Consider the following 20,076-nt stretch of genomic DNA (forward strand, 5'->3'; position numbering starts at 1 on the left):
CCCGGACCCCCTGATTCCTTGAGCTCTGGAGCCGGGGGAGACCAAAAAAACCCCAGTACAGAAGTGTCTCCCCTCTTTCCTTGTGTCGACGACACGGAGCCGAGACCTTTCTACTTGTCCGCTATCCCCGCTTGAGGCCCAGGACCTCCGCCGCCGCGAACGTCTCGTTCGGCGGGCGGTCCGCGTAGTACGGGGAGAGCGCCTCGTCCAGCTCGTCGAAGGTGAACGCCTCCTTCGCCGAGTCGAACTTCGCCGCCACCTTGGGCCGTTCCACGACGGCGACCATGCCGCCGTGGACCACGAGCAGCTGCCCGTTGACCTTGGCGGCGGCCGGCGAGGCGAGATAGCCCACCAGCGGGGAGACGTGCTCGGGCGCCAGCGGGTCCAGCTGTCCCGCGCCCGGCTCCTGGAAGCCCGCGAAGACGTCCTCGGTCATCCGCGTACGGGCGCGGGGGCAGATGGCGTTGGCGGTCACGCCGTACTTGGCGAGGGCCAGCGCCGTCGACGTGGTGAGCCCGACGATGCCGCCCTTGGCCGCCGCGTAGTTGGGCTGGCCCGCCGACCCGGCGAGGAAGGCCTCGGACGAGGTGTTGACGATCCGCCCGTAGACCGGGCCGCCCGTCGCCTTGGCACGCTCGCGCCAGTGGGCCGCCGCGAAGTGGGTCGTGTTGAAGTGGCCCTTGAGATGGACGTGGATGACCGAGTCCCACTCGGCCTCGCTCATCGAGAAGATCATCCGGTCCCGCAGGATGCCCGCGTTGTTGACCAGGATGTCGAGCTTCCCGTAGGTGTCGATCGCCGACCGCACGAGCGCACGGGCCTGTTCGTGGTCCGCGACGTCGCCGGTGTGCGCGACGGCCTGCCCGCCCGCCGCGCGGATCTCGGCGGCGACCTCCTCGGCGGGCGTCGCGGACGCCTCGCCCGAGCCGTCGCGGCCCGGCTGCCCGAAGTCGTTGACGACGACGCTCGCGCCGAGCCGGGCCAGTTCCAGGGCCTCGGCGCGGCCGAGCCCGCGGCCCGCGCCGGTGACAATCGCACAGAGGCCCTCAAGTGGCAGTGACATCGAAGTCCCTTCGAAGCTGGACGGGGCGGTTCGCTGATGCGGGGCGGTTCTCGGACGTGGGGCGGTTCTCGGACGTGGGGCGGTTCTCGGACGTGGGGCGGTTCTCGGATGCGGGGCGGTTCTCGGATGCGGGGCGGTTCTCGGATGCGGGGCGGTTCTCGGATGCGGGGCGGTTCTCGGATGCGGGGCGGTTCGTCGGACGTGGGGCGGGTCAGATCTCGATGCAGGTGCGCAGGGAGACGCCCGTGCGCATCTGGTCCAGGGCCTCGTTGATCTCGGCGAGCTGCACGCGGTGCGTGATCAGACCCGCCAGGTCGATGCGGCCGGCCCGCCAGAGCGCGATGGCCCGCTCGTACGAGGTGAGGACGTCCCCTCCCCCGTACATGGAGGGCAGGATGCGCTTCTCGTCGAAGAACAGCTCGAACATGTTGAGCTGGAGGTGGTCGTCCATGGCACCCGCGCCGACGACGCACAGGGTGCCGCCGCGCCGCGTCGTCTCGTACGCCACCCGGGCCGTGGCGGACTTGCCGACGACCTCGAAGACGTAGTCGAAGCCCTCGCCCGCGGTGATCCGCTGCTTGGCGTCGCCGAGTTCGTCGGGCGAGACCGCCTCGGTGGCGCCGAACCTCAGCGCCGCCTCCCTGCGCGAGGCGACCGGGTCGACGGCGACGATCTGCGCCGCGCCCTTGAGTCGGGCGCCCTGGATGGCGGAGATGCCGACGCCGCCGCAGCCGATCACGGCGACCGACGAACCGGCCGCCACGTCGGCGGTGTTGATGGCCGCGCCGAGGCCCGTCGTCACCCCGCAGCCGATCAGGGCGGCGATGTCGAAGGGCACGTCGTCCGGGATCGGCACGGCGCACCCGGCGTCGACGACGACCTCCTCGGTGAAGGTGCCGGTGCCCGCGAAGCCGAAGACGTCGCCGCCGGGGCGCTTGAAGTTGGGGGTGCCCGCGTTCATGAAACCGGCGAGACACAGCTGGGTCTGGCCGCGCTTGCAGGCGGGACAGGCGCCGCAGGCGGGAAGCCAGCACAGCAGGACCCGGTCGCCCTGGGCGAGGCCGCTCACGCCGTCGCCGACGTCGATGATCTCGCCGGCGCCCTCGTGACCGGGGATGAACGGCGCGGGCTGCGGCAGCACGCCGTTCATCGCCGAGATGTCGGAGTGGCACAGACCGGTGGCCCGGACCCGGATCTTCACCTTGCCGGGGCCGAAGCCCACCGTCTCGATGTCGTCGAGGACTTCGAGCTTCTCCTGGCCTATCTCGTGCAGTACGGCTGCGCGCATGGTGCGGCTCCTCTCGTACGAAGATCCGGGCGGACCCGAGCGGGGCCGGGCGGCCCGGGCTGACTCAGGTGTGTTCGACGACGGTGTCGGCCAGGACCGGCGCGTCGTCCCGTTCGACTGCCGTGACCGTGGCCTGCACGCGGCCCTCGGTGTGCCACATGCGGATGCGCAGGGTCTCGCCGGGGAAGACGACGCCCGCGAAGCGGGTGCTGTAGCCGCGCACCCGTGACACATCGCCGCCGAGCCGGGTGTCGACGACGGCCTTGAGGACCATGCCGTAGGTGCACAGGCCGTGCAGGATCGGCCGGTCGAAGCCGGCGAGCGCCGCGAACTCGGGGTCGGCGTGCAGGGGGTTCCAGTCTCCCGAGAGGCGGTAGAGCATGGCCTGGTCCTCGCGGACGGCACGCTCCACCTCCAGGTCGGGGTCGCCCTCGGGTGCGGGGACGCGGGTGGAGGGCCCGCGGTCGCCGCCGAACCCGCCCTCGCCGCGCACGAAGATCTGGGCGTCGCTCGTCCACAACGGCCCGTCCTCGTCGGCGACTTCGGAGCGCAGGACAAGGATCGCGGCCTTGACCTTGTCGTACACCGCGGCGACCCGGGACGTGGTGACGGCCTTGCCGCTGACCGGGATGGGCCGGTGCAGGGTGATGCTCTGGCCGCCGTGCAGGACGGCCGCCAGGTCGACCTCGATGCCGGGGGCGGAGAGGCCGCCGACGACGCCCATGCCCGCGCCCGCGACGGTGGCGAAGCTGGGCAGGACGTGCAGCCGGGACTCCAGCGTGTAGCGCAGCTCGTCGGGGTCGGTGGCGGGCCGTCCGGCGCCGAGGCCCAGGTGGTAGAGCTGGATGTCCTTGTGGTCCCACGTGATCTCGGCGGACCGGGGCTCGGCGGCCACGGCCTTCACGGCGTCAATGGGCATGGGCTTGCGGCTCCTGACGGACGGGGAAGACGGGTGGGACGGCAGATCGAAGACCTCGGTGCGGCCGTCCGCACCGTCGACCGCACCGAGGTCGCAACAGGGCCGTTCTAGAACGCGTTCCAGTCCGGCGAATCCATGTATAGCCGAGGCCCTGATGGTTGTGAAGACTCCTGACGCCAGACTCCTGACGTTACGTCAGATACGGAGCTGACCGCCGGGCGGTGACATTTGTACCGGCCGAGTCCGTACAGCCGCATCTGCCGCCGCGGCACCCCGGATCCGTAGCGTCGTGGCCATGACGAAGACATCCGCTGCGGCCACGACGACGACATCACAGGGCGGTCCCGCGGTGGCCGCCGACGGAATCGTCGAGGGCATCGGCACCGTGCGAGCCGTGGACGGCGTCGGCCAGGTGGGCCTGGTCGACCGGACCGACCGGACCGACCGGATCGGCCTGGTCGGCCTGGTCGGCCGGAAGGTTCCCCGGCGGTCGGCCTCCGGTTCGTACCCTGTTGCCGTAACGGCGGGCGGCACGCACCGCGTGCCACAGAGGACGGGGAACGCCGGCATGTACAGGAAGAACAGGATCAGCTGCCGAATGCACGAGGGGCAGCGCACCCGCACCGGATGGCGGAGTGAGCACGCGCGGGCCAAACGCGACCGGCGCGCGGGCCGCAGGACCGGGAAGAACGTGAAGAACGTGAAGAACGTGAAGAACGGCGACCAGTTCGGCCCGCCGCCCAACGGCTTCGCGCTCCTGCCTTGGCTCCTGATGGGCCTCGGCGCCTTCTCCCACCTCCTCCAGGGCGAGACCCCCAATCCCTGGATCGGCGGCATCGGGATCTTCGTCTTCAACTCCCTCTACGTCTTCCTGGCGTTCCGCGCCTTCGACAAGTGCAAGCGGACGGCTCCCGCCACCCTGGTCTGCCTGATCCTGCTCGGCCTCCTCACCGTCGGCCTCGCCGCCGGGTACGGCGGCAACTGGCTCCTCTTCTTCCCCCTGCTCGGCCTCGCCGTGGGGGCGATCGTGCGCGGGCGCGGCCTCGGGCCCATCGGTTTGGCCCTGAGCGTCCTCGCGGGCGTCATCGGCGGGTTCAGGGACGGCTGGAGCGGGCTGAACGTCGCCTACGGCACGTTCCTGTCCACCATGGTCACCGCCGCGATCCTCTCCCTGTCCGAGGCCGTCCGCGAACTGCGTGACACCCGCGAGGAGCTGGCCCGCACCGCCGTCGAGAAGGAACGCCTCCGCTTCTCCCGCGACCTGCACGACCTGCTCGGCCACACCCTCTCCGTGATCGTGGTGAAGGCGGAGGCCACCCGCCGTCTGGCCCCCCGCGACCTGGACGCGGCGCTGGGCCAGGTCGCCGACATCGAGTCCGTCGGCCGTCAGGCGCTCACCGAGATCCGCGAGGCCGTCACCGGCTACCGCGAGGGCAGCCTCGCCACCGAGCTCGACCACGCCCGCGATCTCCTCGACGCGGCGGGCATCGAGGCGGTCGTGCGCCAGTCGGGCCCGCCCCTCGCCCCCCAGACGGCGGCGCTGCTTGGCTGGGTGGTCCGCGAGTCCGCCACCAACGTCGTACGCCACTCCGGTGCCGCGCGCTGCGAGATCGAGGTCGCGGGCACCGCCGAAGAGACCCGTCTGGTGGTCACGGACGACGGACGCGGCGAGGGCACGGGGGTGCCCGGCAGCGGTCTGAAGGGCCTGGCCGAACGCCTCGCGGCGGCGGGCGGCTCCCTCGCCTCGGGACCGGCCCCCCGCACCGGTTTCCGCGTCACGGCCGTCCTCCCGACGGCCGCGTTCGACCCGGACCTCGGCTCCGTTCCCGGCCCCGTTCCCGTGGAGGCGGGCGCCCCCGCTGGTGCCCGGGAGGAGCGGAGCGGCTGAGCCTGGGCGGGGGCCGGTGACCGGCGGCCAGTGGCCGGCTGCCGGTGACCGGGGCGTGGCCCATGAGTCGTCGGGCGGCCCCGGGCACGCTTGCGGTGTCGGGCACGCTTGCGGTGTCGGCCTGGGGCCCGGGTGGGCGGGCGGCCCGGGCGTGCGGGCGTGCGGGCGTGCGGGCGTGCGGGCGGATGAACCGTCCAACGACCCGGGCACGCTCGGCCAGCCGACCGGCGACCTGGACATGCCCCCGATGAGCCGACCTGCGCCCCGGGCACCCTCCCGCCCTACTCTTCTCCCGTGGAAGAGATGCCGCGGGACCACCGACCAGCGAAATCCGTGCGAGTCCTGCTCGCCGAGGACCAGGGCATGATGCGGGGCGCCCTCGCCCTGCTGCTCGGTCTGGAGGAGGACATCGAGGTCGTCGCCCAGGTCGGCGCGGGCGACGAGATCGTCGACGCGGCGCTGACCTCACGACCCGACGTCGCGCTGCTCGACATCGAACTGCCGGGCCGCAGCGGCCTGGACGCCGCGGCCGACCTGCGCGAGGAGTGCCCCGACTGCCGCGTCCTCATCCTCACGACCTTCGGCAGGCCCGGCTATCTGCGCCGCGCCATGGAGGCCGGCGCCGTCGGCTTCCTGGTCAAGGACGGGCCGGTCGAGGAGCTTGCCGAGTCGATCCGCCGGGCGCTGCGGGGCGAGACCGTGATCGACCCCGCACTCGCCGCGGCTGCGCTGAGCGCGGGCCCGAGCCCTCTGACCGGCCGCGAGGCGGACGTGCTCAAGGCCTCCGTGGACGGCGCGACGGTCGCCGACATAGCGGAGAAACTGCACCTGTCGGAGTCGACCGTGCGGAATTACCTCTCGGCGGCCATCGGGAAGACGGGGACGCGGAACCGGATGGAAGCGGTGCGGGAGGCGCGGCAGCAGGGCTGGCTGTGAGCGGGCGGCTGCCCTGCGCGTGGCCGGTCGCGGTTGCACTGACCGCAGTGCGGTCCTGACCGACGTGCGGTCCTGACACGGCGTGCGGTCCTGACCGACGTGCTCACCCGCCCGCCGTGGCCGCCCGCCGTGCGTTCCGTCCCCGTCTGCCGCGCCCTCCCCCACCTGCCCGCAGAGTCCGCCCCGTTCTCGGTCGCCGCCACGGCCCGAGGCCCCCGGGCCGCCCCGGCCTCCGACACCCGGCCCACCACTCACCTCACCGCCCCACCCTCAGTTCCTCTGCACCACCTCCACCTTCCCCTTCGCGTCGTAGAGGCGGATGGTCCGCATCTTTTCCGGATGGCCCGGCTCTCCCCCCTCCCAGGTGAACCACAGGTAGTCGGAGCCCGCCGCCTTGTGGAGCTCCGGTTCCGTCGTGCCGCTCTCGTGCTCGAACTCGACGCGGGCCGTCTTCGGGCCGACGTGGCCGACGGTGACCTCGCGGCCCTTCAGTTCGAACTGCACCGAGGCGAAGCTCAGTCCGTCGTCGCCGCCCGGGTCCTTGTCCTGGAGGCCGAAGGACGTCACCTTCTCCTTGCCGCCGGATCTGACAGCGATCGCGTACCAGGGCTGGTCGAAGTTGGGCACGGGGTCCGTCGTCCGCTCGTCCCACACGCCGGCCTCGGTCATCGCCTTCTTCTGGCCGCGCGCCTCCGCGTCATTGCGCGGGGCGCCCCACATCTGCAGCTCGATCCCGGCCACGTCGGTCCCGGTCCCGTCGCTGATCTCCGTCAGCGCAGTGAACTGCGGGTGGTAGACGTGCCGCTCGCTCGCCGTGCCCTCCTCCGATGCCGCCTGCGTGCGGTCGCGGCCGTCCACCACGGCGAGCGCCAGCGAACCGGTGGAGCCGGCGATCGTGGCGAACGCCAGGGCGCCGACCACCCAGCGGCGCGCCTTCCTGCGCCGGCCGCCGCGCAGCACCGCCTCGTACGGAACGGTGCCGACCTCCACCTTTTCCGCCGCGTCCGCGAGCCGGAGGGCGATGTCGCTGTGCCCGGCGTCGCACCGTGCCGGTTCCTGCTCCCTGGTCATGACTTCTCCCCTCGGCTGCCGACCTTCTCGGTCAGTGCGGGTATGGCGCGAAGCTTGGCGATCCCCTTGGCGGCGTTGCTCTTCACGGCACCGACCGAGCAGCCCATCGCCTCGGCGGTCTGGGTCTCGCTCAGGTCCTCCCAGTACCGCAGGACGACCGCTTCGCGCTGGCGGGCGGGCAGCAGGGCGAGTGCGCGCAGCAGTGCCGCGCGGTCGTCCGCCTGCGCCATGCGGTCGCCGTGCTCCGGCCGGTCGAGCACCGGGGCCGCGTCATGCAGCGACAGGAACTCCTTGAGCTTTCGCCGGTGTCTGCGCGCATGCGTGTTGATCATGATCCGGCGCACATACGCGTCCGGGTCGCCCGCGGTGCTCACCTTGCGCCAGGACACGTAGGTCCGCTCCAGGGAGGACTGCACCAGGTCCTCCGCCGCGTGCTGCTCCCCCGTGAGGAGAAACGCGGTGCGCATCAGCTGCGACCAGCGGTTGGTGACGAACCCCTGGAACTCTCCGTCCACGGCCTGTTTTCGCTCCCCCATGAATGCCTCCTTGCACAGTGGAGTCCATGAGGTTCACAAACCGTTGCCTCCCCCGCGCGGCCGACTCGCCTCAGCCCTCCGCCGAGACCTCCGCCGGCGCATCCGCCCGCGCCCGCCGCCGCCCCGGCATCCACAGGAGCAGCACCACCACGCCCACCAGCAGGATCAGCCCGCTCGTGCGGAACGCCATCGCGTATCCGTCGGTGAGCGCCCGCCGCGACGTCGAGCCGTGCATCTGCGCGGCCGCCACCGTGGACAGCACCGCGAGGCCGAGCGCGCCGCCCATCGTGCGCGAGGTGTTGACCAGGCCGGACACGAGCCCCGCGTCTCCCGGCCTGGCGCCCGACGTGGCCAGCGAGGCGAGCGGGGTGGTGGCGAGGCCCGCGCCGAACATCATCACGATGCCGGGCAGCAGGATCGACGTGACGTACGCGCCGTCGACCGTCATCGTCGACTGCCAGCCGAAGCCCGCGGCGGCCACCACGATGCCGAGCGCGGAGACGTTCTTGGCGCCGAACACCGGCATCAGGCGCGGCGCGATCATCGAGCCGAGGACCACGGTGAGCGAGGACGGCATGAGGGCGAGGCCCGCCTTGAGCGGGGAGTAGCCGAGGACGTTCTGGGTGTAGAGCGTCATGAACATCCACATGGCGAACATGCCGGCGCCGCACACGAACATCGCGGCGTTCGCGGCCGACACCGTCCGCACCTTGAACAGCTTCAACGGCATCAGCGGCAGCTTCGTGCGCGCCTCCACCACGAGGAAGCCCGCGAGCAGCGCGAGGCCCGCCGCCAGCGGCACCAGGGTCGCGGCCGCCGTCCAGCCCTTCTCCTCGGTCTGCACGATGCCGTACGCGAGGGTGGCGAGGCCGGCCGTCACGAGCACGGCGCCCGGCACGTCCAGGCGGCGCGTCCGGTCCGCCTTGCTCTCGGTGAGCCAGGCCAGTCCCGCGACGATCACCAGGGCGCCGACCGGCACGTTGATCAGGAGCACCCAGCGCCAGGAGAGCAGGTCGGTCAGGACTCCGCCGACCAGACCGCCCGCCGCGCCGCCGCCCGCGCCGACCGCCGACCAGACGCCTATCGCCCGCGCCCGCGCCGGGCCCTCGGGCACCGCGGAGGTGAGGATCGTCAGGGTCGACGGCGCGAGGATGGCGGCGCCGAGGCCCTGCAGGGCCCGCGCGGCGAGGAGCTGCCACTCGGCCTGCGCGAGGCCGCCGCCGAGCGAGGCGGCGGTGAAGAGTCCGAGCCCGACGACGAACATGCGCTTGCGCCCGAAGAGGTCCCCGGCCCGCCCGCCCAGCAGCATGAACCCAGCGAAGGCTATGGAGTACGCGTTGACGACCCATTGCAGGCCGACGGCGCTCATGCCGAGGTCGGAGCGCATCGACGGCAGCGCGGTGTTCACCACGGACACGTCGAGGACGACCAGGAACTGGCCGGCGCACGCGGCGAGCAGCACCGCCCACACCGGAACGGACTTCTTCGGTGAGGAGGAGACGGAGGGGGTGGAGGGGGTGGAGGAGGCGGAAGGAGCAGAGGGAGTGGAGCCGGTGCCGGGGGCGGCCGTGTAAGCGGTGGAGGACGTCTGGACCATGACAGCCATCCTCTCAAGCGATACTCGAGCGACGCATCGGGAATTCGCTCGACAAGTCCTCGGGCGACAGGACTAGGACCTCCTCCGTCCGCAGGCCCCCGGCGCCCGTCCACGCGCCCCCTCCGCGCCCCCGCACGGCCGCGCCGAGCCCCCGCACGCCCACGCTCCTTCCTCCCCCCTTACCTCCCCCCCCCTTACCTCCGCAGCATCGTCACCACCGCCGCCCCGCCCAGCCCGATGTTGTGCGCGAGCCCCACCCGCGCGCCCTCGACCTGCCGCGCCGCCGCCTCGCCGCGCAGTTGCCAGGTCAGTTCGGCGACCTGCGCGATGCCGGTGGCCCCGAGCGGGTGGCCCTTGGAGATGAGGCCGCCGGAGGGGTTCACCACCCACCGGCCGCCGTATGTCGTCGCACCGCTCTCGACGAGCTTCCCGGACGCGCCGGGCGCGCACATGCCGAGCGCCTCGTACGTCAGGAGTTCGTTGACGGAGAAGCAGTCGTGCAGCTCGACGACGTCCACGTCCTCGATGCCGAGCCCGGACCCCTCGTACACCTGGCGCGCGGCCTCCCGCGACATCGGCAGGCCGACGGCGTCGATGCACGAGCCGGACGCGAAGGACTCGCCGGTGTCCGTGGTCATGGCCTGGGCGGCGATCTCCACGGCGCGCTCCGCGAGCCCGTGCCGTTCCACGAACCGCTCGGAGACGACGACCGCCGCGGCCGAGCCGTCGGAGGTCGGGGAGCACTGGAGCCTGGTGAGGGGGCGGTGGATGGTCTTGGCGGCGAGGATCTCGTCGACGGTGTAGGCGTCCTGGAACTGTGCGTACGGGTTGTTCGTGGAGTGCCGGTGGTTCTTGGCGCCGACCGCGGCGAGCTGCGCCTCGGTCGTGCCGTACTTCTCCATGTGCTCGCGGGCCGCGTTGCCGAAGATCTGCGCGGTGGGCGGGGTCATCTCGAAGCCGTGCCGCTCGGCCATGATCCCGTAGTGGCGGGCGACGGGGGACGTCTTGAAGTCGCCCTCGCCGCCCCCGCCGAGCGAGCCGCGCGCCATCTTCTCGAAACCGAGGGCGAGCACGCAGTCGCTCAGACCGCCCTCGACGAACTGCCGCGCCATCATCAGCGCGGTGGACGCGGTCGCACAGTTGTTGTTGACGTTGTAGACGGGGACGCCGGTCAGTCCGAGCTCGTAGACAGCGCGCTGACCTGCGGTGGAGGCCTGGAAGCAGTAGCCGACGGGGACCTGCTCGACCTGGTCGTAGGAGATCCCGGCGTCGGCGAGGGCCTTGCCGCCCGCCTCCTTCGCCATGTCCCAGTACTGCCAGTCACGCGTCTCGGGCTTCTCGAACTTCGTCATCCCGACACCGACGATGTACGCCTTCATCTCTTCCGTTCCTCTCCGTCACGGGCGGGTCAGTCACGGGGCAGGCCGAGGATCCGCTCGGCGACGACGTTGAGCTGGACCTGGGTGGTGCCGCCCGCGATCGTCAGGCAGCGCGACATCAGGAAGCCGTGCAGCGCCCGCTCGCCGGGCCCTTCGCGCACCGCGCCGGCCGCGCCGAGGAGTTCGAGGGCCAGCTCGGCGACCTTCTGCTGGTGCGGGGTCTGGACGAGTTTGCGTACGGACGCGCCCGCGCCCGGCTCCGCGCCCGCCACCTGCCGGATCGTGGTGCGCAGGCCGATGCAGGCGAGGGCGTGCGCCTCCGCCGCGAGCGCCCCGATGCGCGCGCGGTAGGCGCCGTCGAGCTCGCCGGCGCGTGCGATGAGTGCCTCAAGGCCGGTGTCGAACGTCAACTGGTCGGCCATGTGGACGCGTTCGTTGCCGAGCGTGTCGCGGGCCACCCGCCAGCCGTCGTCGACCTGTCCGACGACGGCGTCCTCGGGGAGGAACACGTCGTCGAAGTACACCTCGTTGAAGAGGGAGTCCCCGGTGATCTCCTTGAGGGGGCGGATGTCGATGCCGGACCCGCCCGGGGACGTTCCGTCGCTGCCGCGCCCTCCACGGGAGACCGCCGCCTTCATGTCGACGAGGAAGTACGTCAGCCCCTTGTGCTTGGGCGCCGACGGGTTCGTACGGGCGAGGAGGATGCCGTGGTCCGCCCACTGGGCTGCGCTCGTCCACACCTTCTGGCCGTTGACGAGCCACCCCCCTTCGACGCGCTCGGCCCGGGTGCTCAGGGACGCGAGGTCGGAGCCGGCGCCCGGCTCGCTGAAGAGCTGGCACCACAGGAGCTCGCCGCGCAGAGTGGGCGCGAGGAAGCGGTCCCGCTGCGCCTCGGTGCCGTACGCGATGAGGGAGGGGATCACCCAGGTCGCGATGCCGAGGTCGCCGAGCCGCACCCCAGCGGCCTTCAACTCCTCCTGGACAGCGAGCTGTTGGACGGGCCCGGCGCCGAGGCCGTGCGGCGCCGGCAGGTGCGGGGCCGCGTAGCCGGTGGGGGCGAGGGCCTTGCGGGCGGCGGCCGGGTCGAGGCCACGTACGGGGTCGATCGCCGCGCGGGCGTCGGTGCGGTACGCCTCGGCCTCGGCCGGGAGTTCCAGGCGCAGCTCGCGCCGCGCGCCGCCCTCGGCGAGCCGCACGGCACGCAGCCGGTGCGCGTCCCCCGCGCCGAGCAGCTGGCGGGCGACGACCGCCCTGCGCAGGTAGAGGTGGGCGTCGTGTTCCCAGGTGAAGCCGATGCCGCCGAGGATCTGCACACAGTCCTTGGCGCAGGAGTACGCGGCGTCCAGGGCCGTCCCCGCGGCGAGCGCGGTGACCAGGCCCCGCACGTCGTCGGGCAGGGCGGGTTCGTCCGCCGCGCGGGCCGCGTCCCAGGCCAGGGCGCGGGCCTGCTCGACACGGATCAGCATGTCGGCGCAGAGGTGCTTGACGCCCTGGAACTGCCCGATGGGCCGCCCGAACTGTTCGCGCACCTTGGCGTACTCGGCCGCGGTGTGCAGCGCCCAGGCCGCGGTGCCGCACGCGTCGGCGGCGAGCACGGCGGCGGCCAGGTCGCGGACGGCCGCGAAGTCCACGGCCAGCACCCGGTCGGCGGGGACGTGCACGGCCCGCGCGCTCACCTCGGCGGTGGGCCGGGTCGGGTCGGCGCTCTCGTGCGTACGTACGGTCAGCGCGGTGGCGTCGACGGCCAGCCACACCGGGCCCGCCGCCGTCGTCGCGGACAGGACGATCAGGTCGGCGGCGTCGCCGGAGAGGACGGGTGGCGCCGCGCCGTCGAGGACGTAGCCGTCGGGCCCGGAGACGGCGGTGAGGGTGCCCGCGTCCAGGGCGGCGGCGCCGATCCGGGCGCCGCCCGCCAGGTCGGCGGCGAGCGCGTGCGCGCCCGCGCGGTGGAGCACGAGCGAGGCGAGGGAGTTCGCCACGAGCGGTCCGGGGAGCGCGGCCCGCGCCGCCTCCTCCAGAACCACGGCGAGGTCGAGGAGGTCCCCGCCCCCGCCACCGCACTCCTCCGGCAGGTGGACGCCGAGCAGCCCCTGCGCGGCGAGGCCGTCCCAGTGGGCGGGGCGTCGGCCGCCGGGAGGGGCGCCCTCCTCGCCCGGACCGGGCGGTGCGCCGGGTGAGCCGTCGAGCGGTTCGCCGCCGCGCACTGCCCCGGACGGTGAGCCGTCGAGCAGTTTCCGTGTCTCCTCGGGTGGCGCCGCACGCGCGATCCAGCCGCGTACCGCCGCCGCCAACTCCCCTTGTTCCCGCGTGATTCCGATCCCCATGCGCATCCTCGCCGGTAGCAGCTGCCGGGACGGCGTCAGAGTAGAACACGTTTCAATCTGACGGAAGGTCAGATACGCGCCGCGTTGCGGCGCGGCTCGGGGGGTCACCGGCAGCCCGAGTGATGAACGGGTTAACAAAGGGTCAAGAGTTCCCCTGGTACGACATCCGTCGGAATAGTCGCCCCGGGAAACAGGTTCGAGCTACACGTACCAGCTGTACGCAGTCCTGCCGAGCCCTCTTCCGCCCCGGAGGCCCCCAGTAATGTCGATGTCGACGACCCACCCACGCGGCATACGCGGAGTCGTCCCCGTACTCGCCTTCTCCGGCATCGTCGTCGCGGTGATGCAGACGCTGCTCGTGCCGGTCATCAAGGACCTGCCCGCGCTGCTCGCCACCTCGCCGTCGAACGCCACCTGGGTCATGACCTCGACCCTCCTCGCGGGCGCCGTCTCCACGCCGATCATGGGCCGCCTCGGCGACCTCTTCGGCAAGCGGAAGATGCTGCTCAGCAGCCTCGCCGTGATGGTCGTCGGCTCGCTGATCTGCGGATTCACCGACGATCTGATCGTGATGATCGTGGGCCGCGCGCTGCAGGGCTTCGCCATGGGCGCCATTCCGCTCGGCATCGGCCTGATGCGCGACGAGCTGCCCCGCGAGAAGCTCGCCTCCGCGATGGCCCTGATGAGCTCCTCCATCGGCGTCGGCGGCGGCCTCGCGCTGCCCCTCGCCGCGCTGACCGCCCAGCACGCCGACTGGCACGCGCTCTTCTTCGGCGCGGCGGGCCTCGGCGTCGTCTCGATCCTGCTGACCCTCGCCTTCGTCCCCGAGAGCCCGGTCCGCGCCGAGGGCACCTTCGACGTGTTCGGCGCGCTCGGCCTCTCCGCCGGGCTCGTCCTGTTCCTGCTGCCCATCACCAAGGGCAGCGACTGGGGCTGGAGCTCGCCCACCACGCTCGGCCTGTTCGGCGCCGCCGCCGTCGTCCTCGTCCTGTGGGGCGTGATGGAGCTGCGCCTGAAGGCGCCGCTGGTGGACCTGCGCACCACCGCCCGTCGCTCCGTCCTCTTCACCAACCTCGCCTCGATCATGGTCGGTGTCGCCTTCTACGCCGTCTCGCTCGTCCTGCCCCAGCTGCTGCAGCTGCCGAAGGCGACCGGCTACGGCCTCGGCCAGTCGATGGTCGTCGCCGGCCTCTGCGTGATGCCGCTCGGCCTGACGATGATGTTCACCGCCCCCGTCTACGCCCGCCTGTCGGCGAAGTACGGCCCCAAGGTGACCCTCATCCTCGGCATGCTGATCATCGCGATCGGCTACGGCGCCGGCCTCGGCCTGATGAGCGCCGCCTGGCAGACCGTGATCATCGCGGTGCTCCTCGGCGCGGGCATCGGCCTCGCCTACTCCTCGCTGCCCGCCCTCATCATCGGCTCGGTCGACCCGTCCGAGACCGGCGCGGCCAACGGCCTCAACACCCTGATGCGGTCGATCGGCACCTCGGTGTCGAGCGCCGTGATCGGCATGGTCCTCGCCAACACCGCGAACCACGTCGGCGGGGTCGCGGTGCCCACCATGCACGGCTTCCGCGTCTCGTTCCTGATCGCCGCGGGCGCGGTCGTCATCGGCCTGCTCTTCGCCCTCATGCTGCCCTCCGCCCGCCGCGCGGCGAGCACGCACACGCAGTTGCGCGCGAGCAGCGAGGAGGACGCCAACCTGGAGCGCGCGACCAAGGCGCTCGCGGGCTTCCACGGCCGGGTGCACGGCGCCGACGGCGCGCCGGTCGCCCGCGCGAAGGTCACGCTGATCGACCGCAGGGGCAAGCAGGCGGGCGCCGCCCTCACCGACGACGACGGCCGCTACTCCCTCAGCGTCCCCGCCGACGGCTCCTACGTCCTGGCCGCCACCGCCACCGGCCACGCGCCGCACGCCTCGGCGGCGGCGTACCGCGGGGACGACCGCCCGGTGCAGGTCGACCTGGCGCTCGCGGGCTCGGCGGACGAGACGGACGTCCCGGCCTGAGGCGTCCGCGCACGCGGCACGCGTACGCGGGCAGGACCGCACCGCACGCACCCCCGTCACTTCGGTGGCGGGGGTGCCGTGCATCATGGGCGCCCGTACCCACCCTCACCCGCGCACGCCCCGGAGGACGCCATGGCCGTCGAGCCCAAGCCGGAGATTCTCGCCGCCTTCGAGGCGGCCAAGGGCTTCATGCCGCGCGGCGAGGGGCTCGCGCTGTACGCCGCCGCGACCGAGGCAGCCGCGCTCGGCCTGCCGCTCCTGGAGGTCGGCACGTACTGCGGCCGCTCCACGATCCTGCTCGCGGACGCGGCCCGGCAGGCCGGGGTCGTCGCGATCACCGTGGACCACCACCGGGGCAGCGAGGAGCAGCAGCCGGGCTGGGAGTACCACGACCCGCAGACGGTGGATGCCGAGGTCGGCCGGATGGACACGCTGCCCACGTTCCGCCGCACCCTGCACCGGGCGGGCCTGGAGGACCACGTGATCGCGGTCGTCGGTCGTTCGCCGCAGGTGGCGAAGGCCTGGGGCGGCGCGCTGGGCCTCGTCTTCGTCGACGGGGGCCACACGGACGAGCACGCCACGGCCGACTACGAGGGGTGGGCGCCGCACGTGGCCGAGGGCGGGCTGCTCGTCATCCACGACGTGTTCCCCGACCCGGTGGACATCATGACCGGGCAGGCGCCGTACCGCGTCTACCTCAGGGCCCTGGGGTCCGGCGCGTTCACCGAGGTCTCCGCCACGGACTCGCTGCGCGTGCTGCGGCGAACGGGAGCGGGGATCTGACCTCGCCGATAGGCTCACCCCCGTGTCGTACGTAGGTCCGGAATTCGATCCTTCCCAGCCGCCCAGGCGCCGCATCGGCCGTCCGCTGACGGTGGCCGTCGCCGCGCTGGTGCCGACCTGTCTCGCGGGGTGGCTCGTCTACCAGGCGACCAGCGGCCCGGACGGGAACGAGCCCGCGAGATCGCTGCCGGCGTCGCCGAGCGCGTCCGCGGGCCGGGACGCGCCGCACGGCTCCGCATCGGCCTCCCCCTCGGACGCCAAGGAGACCGACAAGGGGGAGGAAAAGGACAAGGACGGCAAGGGCAAGGACGACGGCGACAACGATTCGGCCACGAAGCCGCCCGCCGGCCGCCCCGCCGCCAACGGCCCCCTCAAGGGCAAGGTCGTCGTGGTCGACCCCGGCCACAACGCGGGCAACTTCCGGCACCCCTCCGAGATCAACCGCCTGGTCGACATCGGTACGAACCGCAAGGAATGCGACACGACCGGTACGTCCACCAACGCCGGGTACACCGAGGCGAAGTTCACCCTGGACGTCTCACGGCGGCTGCGCACGCTGCTCGAAAAGCAGGGCGCCACGGTCAAGTTCACCCAGGACGGCGACCGCCCCTGGGGGCCCTGCGTCGACGAGCGCGCCCGGATCGGCAACAACGCGCACGCCGACGCGGTCGTCTCCGTCCACGCGGACGGCTCCGGAGCCGGCAACCGGGGCTTCCACGTGATCATGCCCGCGAAGGTGCGGTCCGGCTCGGCCGACACCTCCCCGATCGTCGCCCCCTCCAAGGAGTTGGGCGAGCGCATCGCCGGCACCTTCGTGGGCGCGACGGGCAGCGCCCCCTCGAACTACGTCGGCGGCGGCACCGGACTCGACGTCCGCAAGGACCTCGGCGGCCTCAACCTCTCCACGGTTCCCAAGGTGTTCATCGAGTGCGGCAACATGCGGGACGCGAAGGACGCGGCCCAGCTGACCAGCGGCGCGTGGCGGCAGAAGGCGGCACAGGGCATTTCTGAGGGAATCACGGGATTCCTGCGCGGATAGGGCGGACACGTCTTCGTTTCGAAGCGTGGACGTCTTTATCCCGAGCAGACACCCCGAGGGTCCGGACGATATTGTCCTCCCTACGATGAGGGGCCACCCCCGCGCTTCGCGCACCGCGACACGAACGCGACTACGGCGACAGCGACGCCTCCACTGACGAGACGACTGACGAAGGACCTGAAGTGAATTTCCGCTCCCTCACTCGAGGCGACGGCGTGGTGATCGGAGCAGCGGTGTTGCTCTTCATCGCCTCGTTCCTCGACACCCTTGACGCCGACGGCGGCGACAGCTCGAAGCTGCCGAACGCCTGGGAAAACGGCAACCTGCTGCTCAGCGTGTACCTGCTCGGCATCATCGGTGCCGCGCTCATCGTCGTGGGCCGGGCGCTGCCGCAGCAGCGCAAGGTCGTGGGCCTGGACCTCGGCCAGCTCGGGGTGGCCTTCACCATCGCCGCCGCGTGGAGCTCGCTCGGCGCGATCTTCGACGTCGACCAGTCCTACGGCTTCCTCTTCGAGGCCTTCGGCGGCCGCAGCGAGTCGCCCGACGCCGGCATCGGCCTCATCCTCGGCCTGATCGCCGCGCTGGTGCTCGCCGCGGGCGCCGTCGCGACCCTGGTCGTCCCCGCCCTGAAGGCGCCCCTCATGGGCGCCCCCCGTCCGGCCGCCCCGCAGCCCTACGGCGGCCAGCCGCAGGGTGGCTACGGCTACCCGGGCGCCGGCGCGGGCCAGCCGCAGCCGGGCGCGCCGTACGGTGGCGCCCAGCCGCAGGGCGGCCAGCCCTTCGGTGGCCAGCCGCAGCCGCAGGCCGGGCACACCCCGCCGCCCGCACAGGCGCAGCCGGCCGGTGACTTCTCGCCGTTCTGGTTCGCCGTGCCGGTGCCGCGTCCGCTGTACGCGGAGGACGGCTCGCCCACGCCGATCGCCGAACTGGCACCCGGCACGTGGTACTTGGCCGTCGAGCAGCGCGGCCCGGGCCTGGTGGCCCAGACGCAGGACGGCCGTCGCGGCGTGCTGCAGGACACCACGGGGATCCAGCGCGGCTGACCCCACGCACGACAGCCACAACGGCCCCCCACCCTTCCGGGCGGGGGGCCGTTGTCGTACAGTCACCACCCGGCAGACAACTGACGGACCGTCAGAATACTGGTGACCGGGAGGACACATGCGGCTCGGGCTCGCACTCGGATACTGGGGGCGCGGCCCCGACCCGGGCCACGTCGCCCTCGCCCAGGAGGCCGAGCGGCTCGGCTACGACTCCGTATGGACCGCCGAAGCCTGGGGTTCGGACGCCTTCACCCCGCTGACCTGGATCGCCGCGCAGACCTCGCGGATCAGGCTGGGCACGGCCGTGGCACAGATGGCAGCCCGCTCCCCCGTCACCACCGCCATGCACGCCCTCACCCTCGACCACCTCTCCGGCGGCCGCATGATGCTCGGCCTCGGGCTGTCCGGACCGCAAGTGGTGGAGGGCTGGTACGGGCGCCCCTTCCCGAGGTCGCCGCTGACCGCGACGCGCGAGTACGTCGAGGTGATCCGCCAGGTCCTGCGGCGCGAGGGCCCGGTGGAGCTCGCGGGACGCTTCCACTCCCACCCCTACGGCGGCGCGGACGGCACCGGCCTCGGCAAGGCCCTCAAGCCGATCACCCACCCCCTCCGGGCCGACCTGCCGGTCCTGCTCGGCGCCGAGGGACCGAAGAACATCGCGCAGACGACCCGGATCGCGGACGGCTGGCTGCCGCTGTACTGGTCGCCGCTGCGGACGGACGTGTACGAGGCCTCGCTCACCGACGTCCGCGAGGGCTTCCTGATCGCCCCCATGGTCCGGGCCGCGGTCTGCGACGACGTCGGTGAGGGCCTGCTCCCCGTGAAGGCCATGCTCGGCTTCTACATCGGCGGGATGGGGCACTCCGCACGCAACTTCCACGCCGACCTGATGGCACGCATGGGGTACGAGGACGAGGCCCGGCGGATCCAGGAGCTGTTCCTCGCGGGCCGCAGGGAAGAAGCGGTCCTCGCCGTACCCGACGCCTTCGCCGATGAGATCTCCCTGGTCGGGCCGCGCGCCCGCATCGCGGAGCGCCTGGAGCTGTGGCGCAAGGGCCCGGTGACGGACCTGCTCGTGCTCGGCCAGGACCCGCACACGCTGCGGGTCCTGGCCGAGCTCAACTCGTAGGCGCGCCCAGTTCTCGGCCCGCTCAGGTCTCGGCCCGCTCAGGTCTCGGTCAGCTCAGTTCTTGGTCAGCTCACCCGCCGAGGGCACCTTGTCCTTGACCTCGGCGCCCGCGTCCTTCCCCGCGCCCTTCACGTTCTTGATGATGTCGTCGAAGGAGTTCACGACCGAGTCCGTCGAGTCGCCCTTGCGGAGCTTGGACGGCAGGTCCTTCAGGGCGTCGATGCCCGCCGTCAGCGGGGCCACCGCCTTGGCGAGGGTCGGGTCGCCCTGCGCGTTCTTCGTCGCGGCCTTCAGCCTGTTGTACGTGAACGCGCCCGCGAGGCCCGCCTTGATCAGGGCGAACTTCCGGCCGTCCGCGCCCTTCTTGAACTTGCCCGATCGGTAGGGCTTCACGATCCACTGGTAGGTCGCCCCGGCGGCGAGCCCCGCGTTGGCCACGAAGCGGGTCTTGGCGAACTTCTGCTTCTCCGCGGAGCTGGAGGCGCTCGGCGTCGAGGCGGCACTGGCCTTGTCCTCGTCGTTGCAGGCCGTCGCGCCCGCGAACAGCGTGCAGCACAGGACCAGGGAAACACCGGCACGGCGGGCGGATACGGGACTGGGCACGACAACGGCCTCCAGACGTGAGCTGAGCGGGCCGCGCGGGGGCGCGGTCCTCCTGCGCAGCCTCGCCCCGGTGGCGGGGCGCCGCCACCGGGGCGGGCCCGTACGGGTTTCAACGGCACTTTCCGAGGTATGCGGGTTCCATGTCTCCCACACGGCACGCACACGGCAGCACGGCGGCGAGGGTCATCGCCCTCGTCGCCGACATCATGGCCGTCATTCTCGGCCTGTGGATCCTCATGTATCTGCTCGACGCGAACCGCGCCAACGACCTCGTGCAGTTCGTGCACGACGTGGCACGGTGGCTCGCCGGCTGGTCGCACGACCTGTTCACGTTCGACGCGGAGTGGGCGAGGGTCGTCGCGGGCTACGGCCTCGCGGCCGTCGTGTACCTCTTCGTCGGTCACGCGGTCGCGGGACGGCTGCGCCGGTACTGAGCCTCTCCCCCTGAGCGGCTGTCACTGAGCCGC

17 protein-coding genes are annotated in these 20,076 nt (G+C 72.3%); 8 read left to right on the forward strand and 9 right to left on the reverse strand.

The window, feature by feature from the left end; translation table 11 throughout:
- Positions 1-121: 121 nt before the first annotated feature.
- The 3 genes from ACZ592_RS28830 to ACZ592_RS28840 form a co-directional block, all read right to left on the reverse strand.
- Positions 122-1,063 carry a 3-oxoacyl-ACP reductase gene (locus ACZ592_RS28830; protein WP_471584570.1) on the reverse strand — a complete coding sequence of 314 codons (942 nt, stop codon included), beginning with the start codon at positions 1,061-1,063 and terminating at the stop codon, positions 122-124.
- 211 nt (positions 1,064-1,274) lie between these two features.
- Complete coding sequence (locus tag ACZ592_RS28835) at positions 1,275-2,351, reverse strand: Zn-dependent alcohol dehydrogenase (RefSeq protein ID WP_471584571.1); 1,077 nt, start codon at positions 2,349-2,351, stop codon at positions 1,275-1,277.
- 64 nt (positions 2,352-2,415) lie between these two features.
- Entirely contained in the window at positions 2,416-3,270 is an 855-nt protein-coding gene (locus ACZ592_RS28840) for a MaoC/PaaZ C-terminal domain-containing protein (protein ID WP_471584572.1), read from the reverse strand.
- A 568-nt stretch (positions 3,271-3,838) separates the two neighbouring features.
- Here ACZ592_RS28840 and ACZ592_RS28845 point away from each other — a divergent pair.
- Positions 3,839-5,158 carry a sensor histidine kinase gene (locus tag ACZ592_RS28845; RefSeq protein ID WP_471584820.1) on the forward strand — a complete coding sequence of 440 codons (1,320 nt, stop codon included), beginning with the start codon at positions 3,839-3,841 and terminating at the stop codon, positions 5,156-5,158.
- A gap of 303 nt (positions 5,159-5,461) precedes the next feature.
- Positions 5,462-6,094, forward strand: a complete 633-nt coding sequence (locus tag ACZ592_RS28850; RefSeq protein ID WP_471584821.1) for a response regulator — start codon at positions 5,462-5,464, stop codon at positions 6,092-6,094.
- Positions 6,095-6,364: 270 nt separating this feature from the next.
- On the opposite strand, the gene ACZ592_RS28855 is transcribed toward ACZ592_RS28850, so the two are convergent.
- The 5 genes from ACZ592_RS28855 to ACZ592_RS28875 all read right to left on the reverse strand — a co-directional run bounded on the left by ACZ592_RS28855 (position 6,365) and on the right by ACZ592_RS28875 (position 13,001).
- Complete coding sequence (locus tag ACZ592_RS28855) at positions 6,365-7,165, reverse strand: hypothetical protein (RefSeq protein WP_471584573.1); 801 nt, start codon at positions 7,163-7,165, stop codon at positions 6,365-6,367.
- Entirely contained in the window at positions 7,162-7,701 is a 540-nt protein-coding gene (locus tag ACZ592_RS28860) for a SigE family RNA polymerase sigma factor (protein WP_471584574.1), read from the reverse strand. Before ACZ592_RS28860 ends, ACZ592_RS28855 begins: the two co-directional genes overlap by 4 nt.
- 70 nt (positions 7,702-7,771) lie before the next feature.
- A complete protein-coding gene (locus tag ACZ592_RS28865) occupies positions 7,772-9,298 on the reverse strand; it encodes an MFS transporter (RefSeq protein WP_471584575.1) in 1,527 nt (508 codons plus the stop codon).
- Positions 9,299-9,492: 194 nt separating this feature from the next.
- The gene (locus tag ACZ592_RS28870) at positions 9,493-10,677 is read right to left on the reverse strand and encodes a lipid-transfer protein (protein WP_471584576.1); all 1,185 of its coding nucleotides are present in this window, start codon (positions 10,675-10,677) and stop codon (positions 9,493-9,495) included.
- 29 nt (positions 10,678-10,706) lie between these two features.
- Positions 10,707-13,001 (reverse strand): acyl-CoA dehydrogenase family protein, encoded by a 2,295-nt coding sequence (locus ACZ592_RS28875; protein WP_471584577.1) that lies wholly within the window; start codon positions 12,999-13,001, stop codon positions 10,707-10,709.
- Positions 13,002-13,263: 262 nt separating this feature from the next.
- On the opposite strand from ACZ592_RS28875, the gene ACZ592_RS28880 reads away from it, so the two are divergent.
- From ACZ592_RS28880 to ACZ592_RS28900, 5 genes are all read left to right on the forward strand, one after another.
- Positions 13,264-15,012, forward strand: a complete 1,749-nt coding sequence (locus tag ACZ592_RS28880; protein ID WP_471584578.1) for an MFS transporter — start codon at positions 13,264-13,266, stop codon at positions 15,010-15,012.
- 132 nt (positions 15,013-15,144) lie between these two features.
- Positions 15,145-15,795 carry a class I SAM-dependent methyltransferase gene (locus ACZ592_RS28885; protein ID WP_471584579.1) on the forward strand — a complete coding sequence of 217 codons (651 nt, stop codon included), beginning with the start codon at positions 15,145-15,147 and terminating at the stop codon, positions 15,793-15,795.
- 22 nt (positions 15,796-15,817) lie between these two features.
- Complete coding sequence (locus tag ACZ592_RS28890) at positions 15,818-16,834, forward strand: N-acetylmuramoyl-L-alanine amidase (protein ID WP_471584580.1); 1,017 nt, start codon at positions 15,818-15,820, stop codon at positions 16,832-16,834.
- Between the two features lie 182 nt (positions 16,835-17,016).
- Positions 17,017-17,877: a hypothetical protein gene (locus ACZ592_RS28895; protein ID WP_471584581.1), complete on the forward strand. Its 861-nt coding sequence runs from the start codon at positions 17,017-17,019 to the stop codon at positions 17,875-17,877.
- A 118-nt stretch (positions 17,878-17,995) separates the two neighbouring features.
- The gene (locus tag ACZ592_RS28900) at positions 17,996-19,006 is read left to right on the forward strand and encodes an LLM class F420-dependent oxidoreductase (RefSeq protein WP_471584582.1); all 1,011 of its coding nucleotides are present in this window, start codon (positions 17,996-17,998) and stop codon (positions 19,004-19,006) included.
- 54 nt (positions 19,007-19,060) lie between these two features.
- On the opposite strand, the gene ACZ592_RS28905 is transcribed toward ACZ592_RS28900, so the two are convergent.
- A complete protein-coding gene (locus ACZ592_RS28905; protein ID WP_471584583.1) occupies positions 19,061-19,609 on the reverse strand; it encodes a hypothetical protein in 549 nt (182 codons plus the stop codon).
- 140 nt (positions 19,610-19,749) lie between these two features.
- On the opposite strand from ACZ592_RS28905, the gene ACZ592_RS28910 reads away from it, so the two are divergent.
- Complete coding sequence (locus ACZ592_RS28910) at positions 19,750-20,043, forward strand: hypothetical protein (protein WP_471584584.1); 294 nt, start codon at positions 19,750-19,752, stop codon at positions 20,041-20,043.
- Positions 20,044-20,076: the final 33 nt, after the last annotated feature.

The sequence above is a fragment of the Streptomyces sp. NPDC040622 genome (assembly GCF_055593965.1).